Here is an 18,835-nt window from a genome sequence, read left to right as displayed (position 1 = left end):
AAACTTTAAAAAAATTTTATTTTTAGTATAAATTTTTAATATTTTTTCAAAAACCGTCCAAAAATGGAATTTCAACCCCTCTTATATAATATATGGGGTAAAATTTTAAGGGGCAGCGATAAAGGGGATGTATTATTATGGAGAAATATGAAGTTATAGAATTATTGAAAGAAGAGATACACTTTAGTGAAGAGCTATTAGAAAAATATATGTATTATTTCAAACATCATATTTATAATAAATGCAAAACTTTATGTGTTAATGAGCAAATATTTATAGATAGTGATGAATTAGAAGATTTAGTTTTTGATACAGAACTAGAGCTATATAAAGCCTTAAAAAAATTTAAAGGTAAGACTTTTTCAGAACTTCTTTCCTTTTCACATATTACCACTGATAGATATATAAGTGAGATATTAAAGCCCATAAAGAAAAAACTACGTATTGTATCTGTTTTTTACCATAAAGATATAGAAAATTCAGATTCAACAAAATGCATAGATAATCTTTCCTGCAAACCATATGAAATACTTGAAGATTCTATAGAAAAGCATATTATTTATGATCCTATTCCAAAGGAGGTTAAGGAAACTTTGAAACCTGAACACAAAGAAATACTAGATATAATATTGCACTTTCGTGAATTTCCATTAAAGTACTACGCACAGTTAAAACATATTAGCAAAGATGCTGCTAGAAAAAGAAAGGAGAGATTTTCTAAATCTTTAGCTAAGAAAATGATACAGTGGAAGACTCTACATCCTGAAGAAGCAAACCTTATACCTGAAGTATTTTACTATTGCAAGCAAAAAATAGGTTAAACTTATTGAAATATGGGAGGATGTGTATTGATAAATTTAGAGGAATTGGTTTTAAAAGCTCAATGCTCAGATAAAAGATCCTTAGAAACCTTAACTAATTACTTTAAACCTTATATTATAAAACAAGCCCATCTTACCTATGTAAATGGCTATGAGATGGAGGATTTAATTCAAATTGGCTATGTGAGCCTTTTAAAGGCTATAAAGATGTACAAGCCTATAAATAAGAACTTTAATTACTATGCCCTAGCTTCAATTAAAAGAAACTTTTACTATCTCATAAGGCAGCAAGCTCGACATAATGGAGAGTACAGCATGGAATTTGAAACTGGTGAAGGATTAACTCTTGGAGATAGCATAGAAGATAAATTTAACTTAGAAGAGGATTATTTAAAAGAGGAAACTCACCAAAAACTTAAAGAAAGCTTGAAGCTATTAAATAAGGAGGAAAAAGAACTAATAAGCTGGATTTACCTCCAGAATAAAAGTCTTAAAGAATACGCAGAGATAAAAGGAATTACTTATAATCAAGGAAGGTATAAGCTGCAACGAGTATTAAAAAAACTTAGAAAAGAATTTAAATAGCACTAAAATTTTTCCCACTTTCTCCTTTTCTGCATATTAAATAGTGAAAGGAGTTGATAGTATGGCTGTTACAGCTGATATGGTTAAAAAGTCTTTAATTATTGAATATGTGGTAGGAACTGATGACGAGGGCAAGGACGTTCTTGGAAGTCAAAGATTCTCCAAAATCAAGACTGCTGCAACTGATGATGCCTTAAATGCTGTTGCTAAGGCAATATCTCCAGTACTTAAAAATCCAGTTTTGTATGCTAAGAAACAAGAAGACAGCGTGTTTAACTCAACAATTTAATATTGATTTATTCATAAAAAAGGAGGAATGATTTATGGCTAAGAGTTTAGTTTTATCCTTTGTGAACGTTGGAGGAAAGAAGACCAGCATCACAGTAAACAATATAAAAGATGCAGTAACTGCAGCAGAAGCAAATACCCTTATGGACACTATAATTGCCCAAAATGTCTTTGAGACAAAAGATGGTGATTTAGCTAGCAAAAGCGGTGCTTATGTAGTAGACAGAGAAAAAACTGAAATAAAATTGTAATCACCACCCATGAAGTGAAATAGTAACCCCTTTTAACCTATGCAAGGCAGTAAGCTGTCCCCCTAAGGCTTGCTGCCATTATATAAATAATTGTTTCTAAACTGTATTTAAATTTGTAATCATACCTAAATAAAAGAAGCAGTAGATTTCTATTGCTTCTTTAATAGTATTTAAAGTTAATGAAGCCGAATTTATATATCACATAGTTAATATAAAAGCCGTCCCAAGTATCTATTAATGTGAATTTTATTGCTAATTTACATATCACATAGTTAATATAAAAGAAACACCTAACATTGTCGCCATTATACCAAGTCCTACATTTACATATCACACAGTTAATATAAAAGCTGTTACTTTAGCAACTTTTTCACCTTCAATGTACACATTTACATATCACGTAGTTAATATAAAAGCCTGTTCTTTAGTTGCTACTGTTCCCTTAACTTTAACATTTACATATCGCATAGTTAATATAAAAGTAATTTTCTACTGCTATTAATTCCATCAGCTGAACCCATTTACATATCACTTATTTAATATAAAACTTAATTAATGAGCCACGCACACCTGTGACTTTAGTCAATTTACATATCACACAGCTAATATAAAAGCAGAACAATTCGTAACTGAAACTAGATTATTTAAACAATTTACATATCACATGGTTAATATAAAAGAGGACAACAAAGCTTCCAGACCTTAAGACTTTAGGGCAATTTACATATCACTTAGTTAATATAAAACAATGGGAAAGGTTAAAGGTCTTGTTGGTACTTACTTATTTACATATTACGTAGTTAATATAAAACTAAACCTTGCACCCCGTATCTTGCAGCATCTAAACAAATTTACATATCACATAGTTAATATAAAAGACCTGCAACCCCTACACCACTATCGTTTTGTGTTGGATTTACATATCACATAGTTAATATAAAAGAACTCCTGTGGGAGACGTTTTTGTAATGCTACCTAAATTTACATATCACATAGTTAATATAAAAGTAATTTTCTACTGCTATTAATTCCATCAGCTGAACCCATTTACATATCACTTAGTTAATATAAAACAATGGGAAAGGTTAAAGGTCTTGTTGGTACTTACTTATTTACATATTACGTAGTTAATATAAAACTTGAAAACGGAAATTATATAGCCACTAATCCACCATTATTTACATATCACATAGTTAATATAAAAGATTTTGTGCTGTTGCCTTTTTATAGTCTATAATTATAATTTACACATCACATAGTTAATATAAAAGAAGATATTGACGATTACACTTTAGATGTATTTAGAAATTTACATATCACGTAGTTAATATAAAAGGCAATTTGCAGTTGAAAATAATATACCTACAGCTCCATTTACATATCATGTAGTTAATATAAAAGCTATAACATATACACCAGACTATCTTATATATCATTATTTACATATCACGTAGTTAATATAAAAGGTTTTTAACCATTCCCTTTTGTTTCCGTACATCAACAATTTACATATCACATAGTTAATATAAAAGCAATTCTTACATCAAACACTAATTTATTAGATTCATCATTTACATATCACATAGTTAATATAAAAGTATATCTTCAAACCCAATTTCTTTTGTAATTATAAAGTTTACATATCACATAGTTAATATAAAAGTTGTTTTTACACTTGTCCAGAGATTACTAAACCATGCGTTTACATATCACATAGTTAATATAAAACTATAGCCACTAATCCATCATTTGGCTATGATATACATATTTACATGTCACATAGTTAATATAAAACCTATTAGCGCCCCTATGACTATAATTACCCATCCCAAATTTACATATCACATAGTTAATATAAAGGTTTTCTTTTATTCCTAAATAGCGTTTTGTTTCTTCTAATTTACATATCACATAGTTAATATAAAAGCTTAGTGGGATGACAAGTCTTAATCTTTGATTATCCATTTACATATCACATAGTTAATATAAAAGTTGCTGCACTTTCAGCCATTTTGCCCCAGATAACCACATTTACATATCACATAGTTAATATAAAAGACTTGTGGACTTCTCCATGCTGTCATAGCATAAGAATGATTTACATATCACATAATTAATATAAAAGTATTGTCAATACCATTAAGCAAATCGGTGAATATTAATTTACATATCACATAGTTAATATAAAAGGGACTTTCATGCCCCATCAAATGTTGTAGTATTTGTAAATTTACATATCACATAGTTAATATAAAAGGAAAAGTCCACTTTATTATTAACTGTAGTTTCTCCGCATTTACATATCACATAGTTAATATAAAAGTAGGAACTATAAGTTCAATTAAGCAATCCTTTAAAGTATTTACATATCACATAGTTAATATAAAAGACTATACCTGTATTACATTCTTCACAGGCTCTGCTAGATTTACATATCACATAGTTAATATAAAAGTGGAATGCTTTCTTCGTTCTCTATAGCCACGCTAGATTTACATATCACATAGTTAATATAAAAGCCCAAATTCCATAAATGTTTAAACCATTGATATTACTTGCTTTAGCTTAGGCCTGATAACATCAACATTCTCCAATTTTGCAGTAAACCATCAGTAGTGTTTTTTAACAATTTGAAAAACGGGCCTTTAAGCAAGTTGTATCAAAGGGTTCGCACTTTATGAATATTTGTTCGCATTACTGCAAAATTTTTATATAAATAATTCATTAAAGCTCTTCTCTACTCCTATTATATCTTTTTTTATATTGTGTGTCATTTTAATTGTATAAATATATATGGAGTCAGTTCTTTTATCAATATTTTTACTAACTTCTGAAAGACATTTATGAAGTTTTCCTTCTGTTATTTCTCCTTCAAAAACTGAATTTTGAGTCCAAGTAAGATATTTCTTTAAAATCTTTCTAACTCTATTTATCTTTTTTTCTTCAATATCATAAGTAAGAATTACAAACATAAAACCATCTCCTATTTGTAAATAAGTTTACCACCAGGCTTTTAAAGGTTTATATTTTTCATCTTCAATAAAATGCTTTATTAATTTATAACATTCAAGTCTTATAAACATTTTGTAAGATACCTTTCTATTTAATTTTCTATGTTTTATAGTAGTTTCTAATTTCTTTTCATATTCTGAAACAAATTTTTTTCTTCCCTTATCATTTAAAAAACAAATTCCATCCTCTATATCAAAATCATTTTTTGCTATAATTCTATTATTAATAATACTAAATATAATAGGATCTACTATAAGTGGTTTAAATATCTCAGCCAAATCAAGACTTAAAGAAAATCTCTTTGTAGAAGGCTCATGTAAAAAGCTTATCGTTGGGTCAAGCTGAGTTTTATATATTTCTCCAAGTACAGTAGTATACATAAGACTATTTCCAAAAGATATAAGGGCATTAACTGGATCTGTAGGAGGTCTCTTTTCTCTTTTATTCATTTCAAATCCATTTCTTAAAATAATGTTAAATGTCTCATAATAAATCTTTCTCATTCTTCCTTCTGCACCCATAAGTTCTGGAACACCATTAGCCTTCATCACATTTTCACGTTCAATCTCAATTTTAGTAATAAATTCAGATACATCTTCTTTGTGCCTTTTAAGATTTCTTAAAATATGATGAGCTGCACTATCAATAAAACACTTTGCAAGATACAATCTCTTATCATTATCATTGTAGTGCATGGCTTGATTAACTAATAAAAAACCTGATACATTTTTCTTTCTTGGATAATAGCTTCCTGAATAATAACCATAGTAATTATAAATGTTTACTATTATCCCAAATTGAGTTAAGTAGTTTAAAAATTTTGTATTAAAATCCACTTCTCCATAAACATGTAGCTTATCAATTTGCTCTACGGGTAGTGCCTTTTTTGTATCTTCTGAAGTTATAAAATACAAGGTATTATCTTTCCTTTTTAAAGCTCCATTACTAAAAATATAATAATCTCTTTCCATCTATTCTTCCTCCTTTACATAACAAAAGGTAAAATATGAACACTTTCTACAATAAGGTAGATTTTCAAGTTTTGGAGGATTTTTTTGATTTTCAATAGATTTAATATTTATAAGAGTATTTTTTATCTCTTCTTCTTTTTCTTCAGTTAACTCAATTTCGTCAACCCTTTTTTCTTTGACATAATTTATAGTACCTTTTTTATCAATACCCAGATGCTTTAAATAAAACAAATAATACATAAGCTGCATTTCATCTGCCTTAGGCATTCTACTGCTTATCTTTACTTCTCTTATATATTCATCATCAACTATATCTAGCCTTAATACGTTATCTATAAGCATTTCTTTATTTTTCTTTCTCTGATATGAATCTTCATGTATTATCTTTCCACTCATAACTCTATCGCTAGTATCTTCCATAGAAATACCCTTTGAAAATAACCAAAGTTTTCTCTTGCAAATGTAGTAGTAATTAACTTTAACTCCCTGTGTCTTAAATTTTTCTAATTCAAAATCCATGATTTCACCCTATAAGCACTGCATATCTTCATTAAATTTTTGTGGTTTTTCTGGATATGTAAGTCCTTCTTCAAAATCATAATTATAGCTTACAACAGGGATTTCATTATACTCATCTACGTTAATAAATTCTTCAACATACCCATTATTTTTAGCACTTTCATACATATAACTAGGTATGCTTAAAGTTAATTCATTAATTAAATTTCTTGATATTAGTTTTTTGCTTACATTACTTTCTTCTGATGTAATTTTAATATTTTCATCTATAATTTCTTTGTTATCCTCATAAACTTTCTTTGGAATTATAGTTTTTGTATCTATATTCCTAAGATTAACTTCTTTTTTATCAATTTCAAAAGCTTTAATATCTATCACACTTTTAAGTGTTTTATCAATCTTATTATAATAATTTTTATTTTTTAAATTGTTGATAGAATAAACCTGTTCAACTAATTCCATTTTATCCTTCTCATCTATTTCTCTTGACTTAAGATCTTTCCCTACATGATTTATAAGAGCTTGCTTAGATAATTCAAATATATCTTTATCAATTATGGATTTATCCCCACTTCCTATACCTGAAGGTAACTTTTCGTTTCCTAAATATACATATATATTTGTAACCCCTTCTTGTAAATCTCTATTTCTATAAACTCTCCCCATTCTTTGAAAAAGTCCAGATGCATCTGATAGCTCAGTATATAGCACATCAAAATCAATATCCAAGCTTGCCTCGACTACCTGAGTTGTAATCCATATTCCTTTACTATTATTATCTAGTTGTCCCATTGTAAAAATATGATCTTCCTTTTCTGCCCTATCTTTTTTTATAAATCTACTATGAAACAAGTTAATTTCCACTTTATCTTTAAGCTCTTTCTTTAATTCTTCATATAATTCTTGAGCTTTTTTTACTGTATTTACTATTACTAACACCTTTTTATCCTTATAATTTTCTTTTATATGATTAATATTTATATCTTCATTCAATAGTTTCATTCTATGTCTTAGTTGTATCTTTCCATTCACTTCTTTATAAAAAGGCTCCGGTTTCTCATATCTTATATGTTGTTTGTCCATAAAATATAAAAATATTGGAGGTAATGTAGCTGTTACTATACTGAACTTTCCTCCCATATCAGTAATGTATTTTAAAGCCGCTATCAGAAAAGCTACCATTTCTGGGGCATACATTTGAATTTCATCTATAATAAGCCTTGAATAAGCTAGGGTAGCCAATTTTAATTCAAACCCCTCATACTTAAAAATAAAATCAACCAATTGATCTAAAGTACATATAGTTAAAGGCAAAGATAATTGTTTTGTCATAGCATAATATTCCAAGTCTAATTCATTGTCATTTCTCTTCAAGTACTCGGATGCAGTATCCGAATGTAAAAGTGCCACTCCATCTTTATTAAATCTTATCTTATCAATAACTCTATCATATATAGCATTTATAGATACCCTAAGTGGTAGTGTAAAGAACCCTTTATTATTACCTATCCAAAATAATGCCGCTTCTGTCTTACCTATTCCTGTGGAAGCTCTTATTACATTGTTATCTTCTTTATGCTGCAACATATATTCCTGAAGCTTATTAGGCTTATATCCACCTTTTGCTATAGATTTCATAGTTTTTTCTAATAAATCTTTATTTTGTACTTCTACATCTATTCCACCACTAGCTGCATAATCAATCTTATTTAATAACCCTTTTGTCATTATATATTTACGAACTGTTTCTTCTGTATCATCAACTGCTGGAATTCTATCTATAGTTGTATATTCAATATATGATGGATTGAGGCTTTGTACTTTATTAATTTTATCATACTGAAAATCATCCCAATACTTTGATAAATCTTCCTCTATCGTTATTTGAATTGGTTTTTCATTATCTACTTTTTCTCTATTATGATGATAATAAATGCTTTGAAATAGTATTCTTATTTCATCCTCATCATAAATTTCTTCCAAATAATCTATTGGCAAAAAAGCAGGGCTTAAATATCCATGTGGTATTTCATCTATCTCTAATAATGTATCTTCTAATTCTTTTAAGTTTGAATTCTCTTTTTTCAACTTACTTATTAACTTATTTTGAAATTTTGTATTTATCTTTCCCAAATCATGGTACAAACAAACCATCTCTAATATATCCCAATTTATATTTTTTATGTTTGGATAAATACTTTTTAACAACAAATAATTTTCATATAAATTATTTGTATGATCAATTATAGTCTCCATGTTCTTTGTTTTTGCTAAAAATAAATTTTTCAAACTATCACCACTTTTATTTTAAAATTAAAGATAGGGATTAAACCCTATCTTATGCGAAAAATACAATGTTGTCCTCTTCATCTTTTAGTATATTATTTCTTCCTGCTATCTCGTTTTTATCCATAACCCCATGAATAACTTTTACTTTCTCCCATTGACGTATTTCAGTGTCTTTCTTTATCTGAACCTTATCATATTTTTTATTTAAATTGTATATGGTAGCATTGGTTTTTAACTTTCTTTTTCCAAGCATATCTATAGGTATATATGCATCATATTTTAACGCTTCGGCCTTTATAAGCTTTTCTTCAGAAAGGTTTACTATCTTTACATCATCTATTCTTATAATATCCTCTCTTCTTCCTAATGAAAGGTATTCCTTAGGATATTTAAGACTTTCATATATAGTATTAAGTAACTGTTCATCCTCTGGCATAATATGAATTACTAGTTTCACATCTACAAGAAGCTCCGAAGTAGCTACCCCTCTTATTATTGCTATACCTTCATTTCCTTTTTTACTTTCATCTACAAATTCAACATTTGCATATAAACTTTTATTGCTCAAATCTCCTCCAATTACACCTTTACTACTAAAGAAATTCCCTCTAGCTTTATACTTATATTCGACTTCATTACTATCGCATTTATTGCATTTACTTTTTTTATTTTGTTGGACACTACTACATTTTTTGCATATTGTATATAAATCATAATTGTTTTTATTATAGCCAAACTCATATCTTGTATATAGGTCATTTACTTTTGAATAATAGCTCCCTTGTATACTAACCTTCATATCCTTATATTCCTCAAAGCCACAAGCATAATGAATCATTCCAATTACCGTTGAATATGGTGGCAGTGGATAAGTTTCCTTAAGCTGAAAACTAGTAGGCTTTTTATAGTTTACTAAATTCTGGTATAATTCTAATTTTACTGCTTTCATTTATGGCATCACCTACTTATTCTCGTTATAGTATTTAGATACTTTTTCTTTCAAATTACCAAAAAATTCACCCATTTCTTTTGCATTTAATTTTTCTATTAATTCATTGTCATTGTTAAATATACCTTTTATAAGTCCTACATAGGTATTGGACTTAATGCTATCATCAAGTTTATAAACACTTTCTAAGGAATCTACTACAACTTTATTATTTTTAACTGCAAGCTTATTTTCAAAGAAAGGATTTTTTATATCATAAACTCCTCCTATTGCAAATATAGGGGATAAATTTTCTCTTCTTCCTTTTATATCTCTATATAAAAATTTTACTGCATCAATAAATTTACTTATTCTATCGGCTTTTTCTGCATTGCTTATCTCTATATTATAATTTTCATCAATGCCAACCTTATCTAAATCAATAGCTATTGTATAAGCATAATATGATTTATGAATTTCACTTTGGGCAATATTACCTCCATCTCTTATCTCTCCACCTTGAGTATTATATCTATCTAACAATCCGTTATTAGTAAGAAAATCTAAATCTGCATTAAAGCTTTCTAGCGCTACTGCATTTGATAATCTTACTACAGCTGAGCGAGTTTTAACTTCATCTTTAGTTTTCATATATCCAAAAAGATCTATTTCTGGATAATCATTTATAGTTGAACTTTTTTCAAACTGTAGTACTTTTGAATCTCCATCTCCAACTGCATCCACAGGAGTATTGTCCACCCCCATTTGTTGTATTATATTATATCTAAGTGCCTGTCTTGAAATATAGGTATAACTTTCACCGCTTCCCCTTGAAACCTTCTTTAATGATGTAACATTACCAATACCTTCTCCATAGTTAGCACTTTCAGCTTCAAATATAAAACTTGCAGTTAATCCTTTTTTATTCATTATTTAACTTCTCCCTTCTCTTCTTCCTTATCATTATTTATTTTTTCTCCTTGAAGACCTAATACAAAAGAATATCCTATACTTTGGAATCTATCCACATCTTTTAAAGCATCCACAAATGCCATTGGTACTTGTTTTCCTAAATACATATATGAGTTTAGTAAAGTATCCATAAATCTAGCCGTATTTTTGGTTTTTAATGCATTTAATAACCTATATGATATTCCTCCTAATTTATTTTTAGCATTCTTATTTATATATTCATTTCTAAGTAACAAGCCTGCTTTTCTACACTCATCTATAGTTTTATAACTTACCATTTTGCCCTTATCGCTCCCTTCAAAAAAACTGTTATTAATTTTTAATATCATATCTATGAATTGAATTCTGTTAAATTTTTCATCTAATTTTAGATATAGCAACTTATTTATCAAGTCAAATTGATTCTTTCCATCATATAATCTAGCTAACACTTCTCTGTATAAATTTAAATATTCTTTATTACCTACTTTAGCATGAATTTTTATCATTGATTTTAATCTGTTTTTATTTTCACTTACAACCCTTAGTTTATCTTTTGAAAGTATGTTAAAGGTATATGGTCTTCTATCATTGTTAGAATCCAACTTTACTATTTGGATATTTTCAATTTCCTTTTGAAAATGCTCAACTGAACTTTGACTCATGTTTTCTACTATATTGTAATAAGTTTCTTGCTCAAGATCCTCAAAAGATGAATTATGATCAAGGGAATGTCTGTTAATTTTTATGAGAGATTCTATATTTGAATTTTCATTTATAAATAATCCCTTACCACTTATAACGGTAAATCCTGCTGGAATACACGAATATACCAGATTACAGATAGGACAAATAAATGAGTCTGCGTTGAAATTCCAAAAGTGAGATGTCTTTCTTTTCATGTCAACTCCAATTTGATTTATCCATGTTAGAGTATAAGCTTTTGTTTTTTCTAAATTAGATACTTTACCGTTACATGTAAAACAAGAATACTTAAATTTATTTTTGTCTTCATTAATATAGTTTATAGCACTATCTAAAAAGTAACTTTTATACTCCTCGTACATGTTTTTCGTACTACAATTTTTATTTAGGAAGCTTACTTCACTCCAAAACTTTTGAATTACTTCATAAATAATATTTTTAGATAATATTACTTTCTTAACCTCATCCTTTTTTAAATATTGTATTATGGCTTTAATAATTTGGAATTGTTCTTGTATGCTATTTGCGGCATCTTTGGCTTTCTGCTTTTTAGTTAACTTTATTTTTTTCAATTTTTTTTCTTCTTTTAACAAATCTAATTTGTTATCTTTAATTAACAAATATCCACTCTTATAGCTATTACTAGTTAATTTTTTCTTTATATCTTTTATATACTTATTTATTTTTTCAATATCTTTTTCTGCTATTGTATTTATATTAAATCCTTCTATATAATCCTGAAAACTTATTAGCTTATACCAAGAAGTAAACTTTTCATACTTCTTAATAAAGTACTTAAAATACTTTTCCTCAAAATCGTCTAATGCACTATCTTCAAACTCTATATAATTTAAGCCTTTTGTATACTCCACATCATTTGCATCAAAAATATTAGCTATTCCAACTATCCCTGCATTATAAAGCCAATCGGATAATTCAAGTTTTATAGTAGTAATTTTTCTCACCTCCTATCCTACAACCTCTATCATTCCAAAACCTTGTCCTCTTTTAAATCCAATCCCAAGCTTATACAAATCATTAAGATCATTAATATTACCTTGTAATGTAAATCTTCCAGTATAACTGTTTACATAGTAATATGGCTTATCGGTATTTTTTCTAAATGCTGTTATATCTTCTTTAACTACCTTTTTAATCATTGCTCTATCCGTAAAAACAATAGGAGTTACAAGTCCATATCCTCTATAAGCTTCAAGGGACTTATTGGATATATAGTTTAATTCACTTTCAAACCTTTCATCATTTAACTCAATGGAGTTATTATTCTTGTCCTTAATACATAAAGGAGATAATGTGTTAAGCTCCACAGTGTTACTACTTATAGACTTTTCTTTTACAAGATCAATCCTCACTTTGTTAATAAAATACTTGTTTTTATAATTAAACTCTTTAAGTTTTAAAATTCCATTGTATAAATTAATCATAAACTCATAGTCTGGAGAAGAAACATTAAAAATAACTTTGTCTTTAATTAAAAATTCATCGCCTTGTTTTTCAAAATCCTTCATAAAAACTGAAAAACAAAAATTTTTAGGACTCTTATTTGCTTTATCTTTATCAAATTTATATAGTTTTTCAAAGTATTCTTTGTCTGTCTTTTTTAATGATTCTTTGATAAAGCTTACAAACATCATTTGATATGCTATTGGAATTTTTTCTATCTTACATTCGCATTTTAATCTCAGTTTTCTCACCTCCTAATATAATTGTAAGTTATAACCTGGACATATATTGGTAGAAACTAAAATTAATCATATAAATTTAACCCTTTTTTTAATTCTTCTTTTATTTCTTCCCTTAAACTTTCAGGCTCTAAAACTAAAGCGTTACTGCCCATGCTTAAAATCCAGCTTTTTATTTCTGTTAACCCTTTCATTTTTGCCCGAAAAATTATCGAATTATCTTCTTTAATTTCTATAATTTCCTGATTGTCCACCCATATTTTTTCTTTAACAATCTGTGCCATTGGATATTTAACTTTTAAACTTATAAATATCTCCTCATCATTAAATATTCCAAAACAATTTTTCATATAGTCTTTAACTTTAAAGTTATTATTCATAATAAACTTGTCTTCTAATACTTCATATTGTTTTATACGAGATAATTTAAATTCTCTTATATCATTTCTATACTCACAATAACCTACAAGATACATAGCTCCCTTATACTGAAATATAGAATATGGTCTAACCATTCTACTCTTACAGTCACCTTCTAATGAACTGTAACTTATTTTTATCTTATTTCTAGTTATTATTGCTGCCTTTACATCAATCCATATTTTTCTTTCCATATCAAAATCATAGTTTGCTCTAGTTTCCTTCACAAAGTAAGTGCCTTCTATATTCAAATCCACACTTTCTTTTTTAGCAGCATTAATTTTATCTAACGCCATATTGTACTCTTTACTAAGGATAAAATTATTATTTTCCAGATGTTCCTTTGCCGTTATAAGTGCATCAAGCTCTTCTTCAGCTAAATTTAAACTTAAAAGATAATCCCTTCCTTGTAATACATATCCCCCATACTTTCCAGGAATTGAATCAATATAAATTTGAGCTTGTTCTAAATCGTCTTTATATCTTCTCACCATCCTTTCATCTACTTCCAATTCATTTGCTAATTCACTAGCTTTCATCTTTCCTCTACTTTTTAATAAAATTATCATTTTTACTGCATTAGCAACCTTACTCATTTTCATCTCCTCTCGTAAAATTAAGGTAATTATGTAATATAATATCGATTTTTCTAATTTTATTATAAACCAGCAAAATTATTAAGGCAAATATATCCATTTGCACTTATAAAATAATATAATTTTGCATAAAAAGTGCCGTAGAATTCACTTCTGAATCATACGGCACTTAAATTAATTATTAACTTTACTCTTCAATAAATTTCATCAATTCCTCATTAAATTTGTCTTTCTGATCATAGAACGTACCATGCCCACTGAATTTAAATGGTATAAGCTTTGAATTCTTGATACACTGTTCTTGTACTTTACCTAATGTAAATGGAACAACCTTGTCATGAATACCGTGAATAATTAAGGTTGGAACCTCTATTGTTCCTAAATCGTAAAATAATACTTCAGCTAACCAGGTTTTTGCAATGGCTGCAGTTGACCACCCCGCTGCTTGTAATCCCAGGTCAAAAACCCAGTCAGAAAATGCTTGAGTTATATGCTGAAAGAAAAATATGTCTCCAAAATCTCTCAGCATTTTAGGGCGATCAGCATATGTTCCCTGAATAAGTTTGATTACCTCTTCTTTTTCTAATCCATATGGAAAATTTGGACGCTTAACAAGGCTAGGAGCTGCTGCAGCAAAAAGAGCAAGTTTAGATACTCCGTGTCCTCTATGGCGAGCCATATATCGGATAGCTATTGCTCCACCAGTTGAATGTCCTGCCAGTGTGAAATCATGCAGTTTTAACGCATCAACCACACATCTAACATCGTCTGATAATCGATCATAACCGTAACCTTCATAAGGCTTATCTGAGTCTCCAAATCCTCTCATGTCTATTCCTATGCACCTATACCCATGCTTTGGAAGCTGATCAAACTGATATTCAAATAATTTATGGCTGCCAGGCCAGCCGTGTAAAAATACGATTGTCTTTTTTCCCTTTGGATTAAGATCCTCCACATAGACTTTTACATTTGGTTCTACACTAACATAGTATCCCATTTACATCCTCCAATAAATAACTATGTTAATAGGTTATTCACTTGACCATAAAATTGTGAATAAAGCTGCTTATATTTGTATGGCGTTAGACATGAAATGCTATAAAGATATATTAGGAATATGGATAGGTGAGCAAGAAGGTGCTAAGTTTTGATTGTCAGTATGTATTTCATAATTATTTATAACTTAAATGATGCAATTTTTTTTTGCACCACTAGTAATGAATTTTCTTAAAAATTGCCAATATTAAGTTCCATATAAGCAAAGCCATTTTACATAAGTGCAAAACGGCTTTGCTGTTATAGTTTATATTTTTTTATTCGATACTGAAGGCTTTGTCTCATTACACCTAATTCTTCAGCTGCTCTTGTGACATTGTTATTACAACGCTTCAGTGCATTTCTTATTATATCTTTTTCACTTTCCTCCATCAAATCCTTTAATAGTTTAGAATCTAAATTTTCTTTCTCGCTCGCATTCTCATCATCTTTTAAAAACTTCGGCAAATGATTCACCTGAATGATATCATCCGTCATCGTGTTGAAACAATGTTCAATAACATGTGTAAGTTCCCTTACATTTCCAGGCCAGTTATATTCTTTAAATATATTAATAACCTCACTTGAAACCCCTTTTACCTGCATAGAATAAATACGGGATAATCTTTCAATAAAACACTGAACCAAAATAGGAATATCTCTCCTTCGTGCTCTAAGTGGAGGTATGTTGATAGTAACTGTACTGATTCTATAATATACATCTTTCCTAATCTTATTATTTTCTATGCAATAAATAGGTTCTTCGTTAGTAGAAGATATAATTCGAACATCACATTCAATATCCTTAAGTCCTCCAACTCTCCTAAATTTATTCTCTTGCAGCACTCTAAGAAGTTTAGATTGCATATAAATATTCATTGAATTTATTTCATCTAAAAATAATGTCCCCCCCTCGGCTTGTTCAAACAAACCTATTCTATCAACACTTCCCGTAAAAGAACCTTTTTCAGTTCCGAATAGGATGCTCTCGATTAGATTTTCAGGTATAGCAGCACAATTAATAGCAATGAATTCGTTATTTTTCCTCAAACTATCAGAATGAATACTTTGAGCAAACAACTCCTTGCCAGTACCAGTCTCACCATATATTAATATTGAGCAGTCCCTTTTAGAAATATTCTGCGCTAAATGAACTGCCTCTTTAAAACCTTCATCTTCACCAATTAAATCATTAAAATGATGATATTTGAAGCCATAATAGTTTTTCTTCTTATTTTTTAATTTATCACCTTTATCCCCTGATAAAAACTTTTCAAAAATAGCCGACTTTTCTTGATATTGTTCAGAAACCAAAGTATCTTGAACTAGCCCCACAGCCCCAATCAATTTATCCTCAACAAATAATGGATAACCAGAATTCATTGTGGTTATCACTTCACCATTTTTATTTTTAAAATGGTCACATCGATTTATAACCGGCTTTTTACTTTTGATTGTATTTAAAATTGTGCTATACTCCTTTTTTAAATCGTAAATATCTAATAAATGTTTGCCTATAATATTTGTTCTATTTGTTTTTTCAATTTTTTCACTAAATCTATTACAAAACAATAGATATCCATTTTGATCAAAGACTTGTATTCCCTCAGAAATACAGTCTAATGCTTCCATAAATATTTTACTATCGTCTACGCCTTTTGTTATATAGAGAACAAATCCACTTCCCATCACATTCCTAACCTTGGTAAACCGCAATACTGTACCATTCCAGTTAGCATACCCACTATTTTTGCTCAGATTAATATTTAAAAAACTATTAATATCTTTCCCAATATATTTATTCCAAATACTAACATCATCATAATTACTATTAAAGTTACAATATTCGATATGCTCAAGAATATCGTTTTCATTTAAAAAGCATATTACATCATAGGAAATCATATAAAAGCCTCCTTTGTTTGATTATACTATTTTAGATCATAAATAGAAAATCAATTTTCTAACTAAATATATTCGACATTGGAGGCCAAAATCATTTTTTGTTTTTAAAAAAATCCACCATTTCGGGCGAATTTTCCAATGAATCTATTATTTCTTCCGTAAAATAATTCTTCCGCCAAGTATAAAATTATGGCGGAAGAATGGCAGGAGATCCATGGACTTCCTTTGAGTTTCAAAATCCTAAAACTTCAAGCTTCCTATCCTGTCTTCAACACATTTTACAAGTGTCCCGTCATGTATAAGATCCTTTATATATTCTATGTCAGGATAAAAATGCCTGTCCTGATCTACAGGGGGAACTTTTTCTCTTACCAAGTCATAGACAGCTTTTGTAACAGTTGATGGTTTCATGTCTTCGATAAAATCCAACGCCTGGATTTCAGTCATGATTTCTATAGCAAGTATATATTCAAGCTTCTTTGAAACCTGATACGCCTTCTTCGAAGCAAAGTATGCAAGTGAAACAGGGTCTTCCTGGCTTGCAGAGGTTGAAATATTATCTACACTCGAAGGATGTGAAAGCACTTTTATTTCCCCAACGAGTCCTGCCGCAGTATACTGTGGTATCATATATCCATTGTTCAATCCTGGATTTTTTACCAGGAAAGAAGGATATCCGCTCAAATGCCAATTTACCAGCCTGTCAATTTTTCGCTCTGACAGTTTTGCCAGTACTCCCATCGCTATGCACGCGGAATCAGCATGTATGCCCACATATGAGCCATCAAAATTGCCTCCTGACAAGGCTATACCGTCATCATCTTGTGGAAAGATAATCGGATTGTCACTGCTTGAATTCATTTCCTCTGCTATAGAAACCATAGCTTCACGGAGTGTTCTTTTTACAGCTCCATGCATCTGTGGTATCTGCCTGAGTGCAAGACAATCTTGAACCTTTAAATTTATACAGGCTTTGGATATTTCACTGTCCTTCAATATTGCCAGCAGATTTTCAGCAGTCCTGCTCTGTTCAATATGCTTTTTTCGATCGATTATTCTTTTATCACAAGCTTTCAGTGTTCCCTGAAGAGCCTCATAAGCCAGTGCACCAGCAATATCCCCAACTTTCGTAGCCTGGATAGCATTATATATGGCAAGGACAGCTATTGCTGTGACTGAAGTTGACCCGTTAAGTAAAGAAAGGCCTTCTTTGCATTGAATTTTTACAGGTTTGAGCCCCGCTTTGGATAAAGCCTCCCCACCTTCCAGCAGTTCTCCCTTATACCATGCCTTTCCTTCACCTATTAATACGAGAGCTATATGTCCTTCTACTCCCAGATAACCTACTGAGCCTTCACCAGGTGCAAAAGGAGTAACCTCATTGTTAAGTTGATCCCTAAGCAGTTCCAGCATTCCAAGCGACGCACCCGAATACCCAAGTCCCATATTAAGTAGCATCATAAGTTGTATCGCTCGAACAACCTCCTTTTCCAGAGGTTCTCCTACCGCACATGCATGAGAACGGATGATATTAGTCTGAAGTTTTTCTGAATCCTCCGGGGATATTACATTTCTTACATTATCTCCGAACCCAGTTGTTACACCGTAAATAAGTCTGTTTTCTTTTAAGAATTTTTCAAGCAGTCCTTTAGTCTTTTTTACCCTCTCACAGTATTCGCTTGAAAACCTGACCTTTGCACCATATCTCGCTACAGCGACAAATTCTTCAATAGTGAAATCTTCACTTCCTAGAAATACTTCAGCAATTTCCCTAGAATCCCTACATAGAATCGTATCATTGTGATTAACCATTTTTTTCACCTTCCCTTTATTTACTCTGAAATTAAGAACTA

The 18,835-nt window shown here is 29.6% G+C and carries 17 protein-coding genes; 5 read left to right on the top strand and 12 right to left on the bottom strand.

Annotated features, from left to right (window positions below):
• Window positions 1–137 precede the first annotated feature (137 nt).
• The 4 genes from CRN98_RS09105 to CRN98_RS09090 all read left to right on the top strand — a co-directional run bounded on the left by CRN98_RS09105 (window position 138) and on the right by CRN98_RS09090 (window position 1,945).
• Window positions 138–821 carry a hypothetical protein gene (locus CRN98_RS09105; protein ID WP_097027116.1) on the top strand — a complete coding sequence of 228 codons (684 nt, stop codon included), beginning with the start codon at window positions 138–140 and terminating at the stop codon, window positions 819–821.
• Window positions 822–848: 27 nt separating this feature from the next.
• On the top strand, window positions 849–1,406 hold the full coding sequence (locus CRN98_RS09100) for a sigma-70 family RNA polymerase sigma factor (RefSeq protein WP_179632063.1): 558 nt from the start codon (window positions 849–851) through the stop codon (window positions 1,404–1,406).
• Between the two features lie 61 nt (window positions 1,407–1,467).
• The gene (locus CRN98_RS09095; RefSeq protein WP_097027114.1) at window positions 1,468–1,695 is read left to right on the top strand and encodes a DUF1659 domain-containing protein; all 228 of its coding nucleotides are present in this window, start codon (window positions 1,468–1,470) and stop codon (window positions 1,693–1,695) included.
• A 34-nt stretch (window positions 1,696–1,729) separates the two neighbouring features.
• Window positions 1,730–1,945 (top strand): DUF2922 domain-containing protein, encoded by a 216-nt coding sequence (locus tag CRN98_RS09090; protein WP_097027113.1) that lies wholly within the window; start codon window positions 1,730–1,732, stop codon window positions 1,943–1,945.
• Window positions 1,946–4,653: 2,708 nt separating this feature from the next.
• Here CRN98_RS09090 and cas2 read toward each other — a convergent pair.
• The 10 genes from cas2 to CRN98_RS09035 all read right to left on the bottom strand — a co-directional run bounded on the left by cas2 (window position 4,654) and on the right by CRN98_RS09035 (window position 15,039).
• Window positions 4,654–4,917 (bottom strand): CRISPR-associated endonuclease Cas2, encoded by a 264-nt coding sequence (gene cas2, locus CRN98_RS09085; protein WP_097027112.1) that lies wholly within the window; start codon window positions 4,915–4,917, stop codon window positions 4,654–4,656.
• Between the two features lie 27 nt (window positions 4,918–4,944).
• Window positions 4,945–5,928 (bottom strand): type I-B CRISPR-associated endonuclease Cas1b, encoded by a 984-nt coding sequence (gene cas1b, locus CRN98_RS09080; RefSeq protein ID WP_097027111.1) that lies wholly within the window; start codon window positions 5,926–5,928, stop codon window positions 4,945–4,947.
• Window positions 5,929–6,447, bottom strand: coding sequence for a CRISPR-associated protein Cas4 (gene cas4, locus CRN98_RS09075; protein ID WP_097027110.1), 519 nt, complete (start codon window positions 6,445–6,447; stop codon window positions 5,929–5,931). It lies immediately after the preceding gene.
• Window positions 6,448–6,456: 9 nt separating this feature from the next.
• Window positions 6,457–8,736 carry a CRISPR-associated helicase/endonuclease Cas3 gene (locus CRN98_RS09070; RefSeq protein WP_097027109.1) on the bottom strand — a complete coding sequence of 760 codons (2,280 nt, stop codon included), beginning with the start codon at window positions 8,734–8,736 and terminating at the stop codon, window positions 6,457–6,459.
• A gap of 49 nt (window positions 8,737–8,785) precedes the next feature.
• A complete protein-coding gene (gene cas5 / locus CRN98_RS17935) occupies window positions 8,786–9,685 on the bottom strand; it encodes a CRISPR-associated protein Cas5 (protein ID WP_242960883.1) in 900 nt (299 codons plus the stop codon).
• A gap of 12 nt (window positions 9,686–9,697) precedes the next feature.
• Entirely contained in the window at window positions 9,698–10,594 is an 897-nt protein-coding gene (cas7i, locus tag CRN98_RS09055) for a type I-B CRISPR-associated protein Cas7/Cst2/DevR (protein WP_097027108.1), read from the bottom strand.
• Window positions 10,594–12,285: a type I-B CRISPR-associated protein Cas8b1/Cst1 gene (cas8a1, locus tag CRN98_RS09050; protein ID WP_097027107.1), complete on the bottom strand. Its 1,692-nt coding sequence runs from the start codon at window positions 12,283–12,285 to the stop codon at window positions 10,594–10,596. Before cas8a1 ends, cas7i begins: the two co-directional genes overlap by 1 nt.
• A 3-nt stretch (window positions 12,286–12,288) precedes the next feature.
• Window positions 12,289–13,035 (bottom strand): CRISPR-associated endoribonuclease Cas6, encoded by a 747-nt coding sequence (gene cas6, locus CRN98_RS09045; RefSeq protein ID WP_242960881.1) that lies wholly within the window; start codon window positions 13,033–13,035, stop codon window positions 12,289–12,291.
• 53 nt (window positions 13,036–13,088) lie between these two features.
• Window positions 13,089–14,039, bottom strand: coding sequence for a helix-turn-helix transcriptional regulator (locus tag CRN98_RS09040; RefSeq protein WP_097027106.1), 951 nt, complete (start codon window positions 14,037–14,039; stop codon window positions 13,089–13,091).
• Between the two features lie 187 nt (window positions 14,040–14,226).
• Window positions 14,227–15,039: an alpha/beta fold hydrolase gene (locus CRN98_RS09035; RefSeq protein WP_097027105.1), complete on the bottom strand. Its 813-nt coding sequence runs from the start codon at window positions 15,037–15,039 to the stop codon at window positions 14,227–14,229.
• Window positions 15,040–15,061: 22 nt separating this feature from the next.
• Here CRN98_RS09035 and CRN98_RS17485 point away from each other — a divergent pair, with 22 nt between their 5' ends.
• The gene (locus CRN98_RS17485; RefSeq protein WP_423237096.1) at window positions 15,062–15,193 is read left to right on the top strand and encodes a hypothetical protein; all 132 of its coding nucleotides are present in this window, start codon (window positions 15,062–15,064) and stop codon (window positions 15,191–15,193) included.
• Window positions 15,194–15,338: 145 nt separating this feature from the next.
• Here CRN98_RS17485 and CRN98_RS09030 read toward each other — a convergent pair whose 3' ends face one another.
• Together CRN98_RS09030 and CRN98_RS09025 are read right to left on the bottom strand one after the other, a co-directional pair.
• Complete coding sequence (locus CRN98_RS09030; RefSeq protein ID WP_097027104.1) at window positions 15,339–16,982, bottom strand: sigma-54 interaction domain-containing protein; 1,644 nt, start codon at window positions 16,980–16,982, stop codon at window positions 15,339–15,341.
• A gap of 240 nt (window positions 16,983–17,222) precedes the next feature.
• Window positions 17,223–18,794, bottom strand: coding sequence for an HAL/PAL/TAL family ammonia-lyase (locus CRN98_RS09025; protein ID WP_097027103.1), 1,572 nt, complete (start codon window positions 18,792–18,794; stop codon window positions 17,223–17,225).
• Window positions 18,795–18,835: the final 41 nt, after the last annotated feature.

Source organism: Clostridium peptidivorans (genome assembly GCF_900205925.1).
Taxonomy (GTDB): Bacteria; Bacillota; Clostridia; order Clostridiales; family Clostridiaceae; genus Clostridium_AK; species Clostridium_AK peptidivorans.
Note: the sequence above shows the minus strand (reverse complement) of the source record. Positions and strands in the feature narration are given on the sequence as shown.

Bases quoted from the DNA above. Each gene is read 5' to 3' on its own strand.
- cas1b (WP_097027111.1), bottom strand. From the start codon at position 5,928: ATGGAAAGAGATTATTATATTTTTAGTAATGGAGCTTTAAAAAGGAAA.
- CRN98_RS09095 (WP_097027114.1), top strand. From the start codon at position 1,468: ATGGCTGTTACAGCTGATATGGTTAAAAAGTCTTTAATTATTGAATAT.
- CRN98_RS09035 (WP_097027105.1), bottom strand. From the start codon at position 15,039: ATGGGATACTATGTTAGTGTAGAACCAAATGTAAAAGTCTATGTGGAG.
- cas5 (WP_242960883.1), bottom strand. From the start codon at position 9,685: ATGAAAGCAGTAAAATTAGAATTATACCAGAATTTAGTAAACTATAAA.
- CRN98_RS09025 (WP_097027103.1), bottom strand. From the start codon at position 18,794: ATGGTTAATCACAATGATACGATTCTATGTAGGGATTCTAGGGAAATT.
- cas4 (WP_097027110.1), bottom strand. From the start codon at position 6,447: ATGGATTTTGAATTAGAAAAATTTAAGACACAGGGAGTTAAAGTTAAT.
- CRN98_RS09030 (WP_097027104.1), bottom strand. From the start codon at position 16,982: ATGATTTCCTATGATGTAATATGCTTTTTAAATGAAAACGATATTCTT.
- cas2 (WP_097027112.1), bottom strand. From the start codon at position 4,917: ATGTTTGTAATTCTTACTTATGATATTGAAGAAAAAAAGATAAATAGA.
- cas7i (WP_097027108.1), bottom strand. From the start codon at position 10,594: ATGAATAAAAAAGGATTAACTGCAAGTTTTATATTTGAAGCTGAAAGT.
- CRN98_RS09090 (WP_097027113.1), top strand. From the start codon at position 1,730: ATGGCTAAGAGTTTAGTTTTATCCTTTGTGAACGTTGGAGGAAAGAAG.
- CRN98_RS17485 (WP_423237096.1), top strand. From the start codon at position 15,062: ATGTTAATAGGTTATTCACTTGACCATAAAATTGTGAATAAAGCTGCT.
- CRN98_RS09105 (WP_097027116.1), top strand. From the start codon at position 138: ATGGAGAAATATGAAGTTATAGAATTATTGAAAGAAGAGATACACTTT.
- CRN98_RS09040 (WP_097027106.1), bottom strand. From the start codon at position 14,039: ATGAGTAAGGTTGCTAATGCAGTAAAAATGATAATTTTATTAAAAAGT.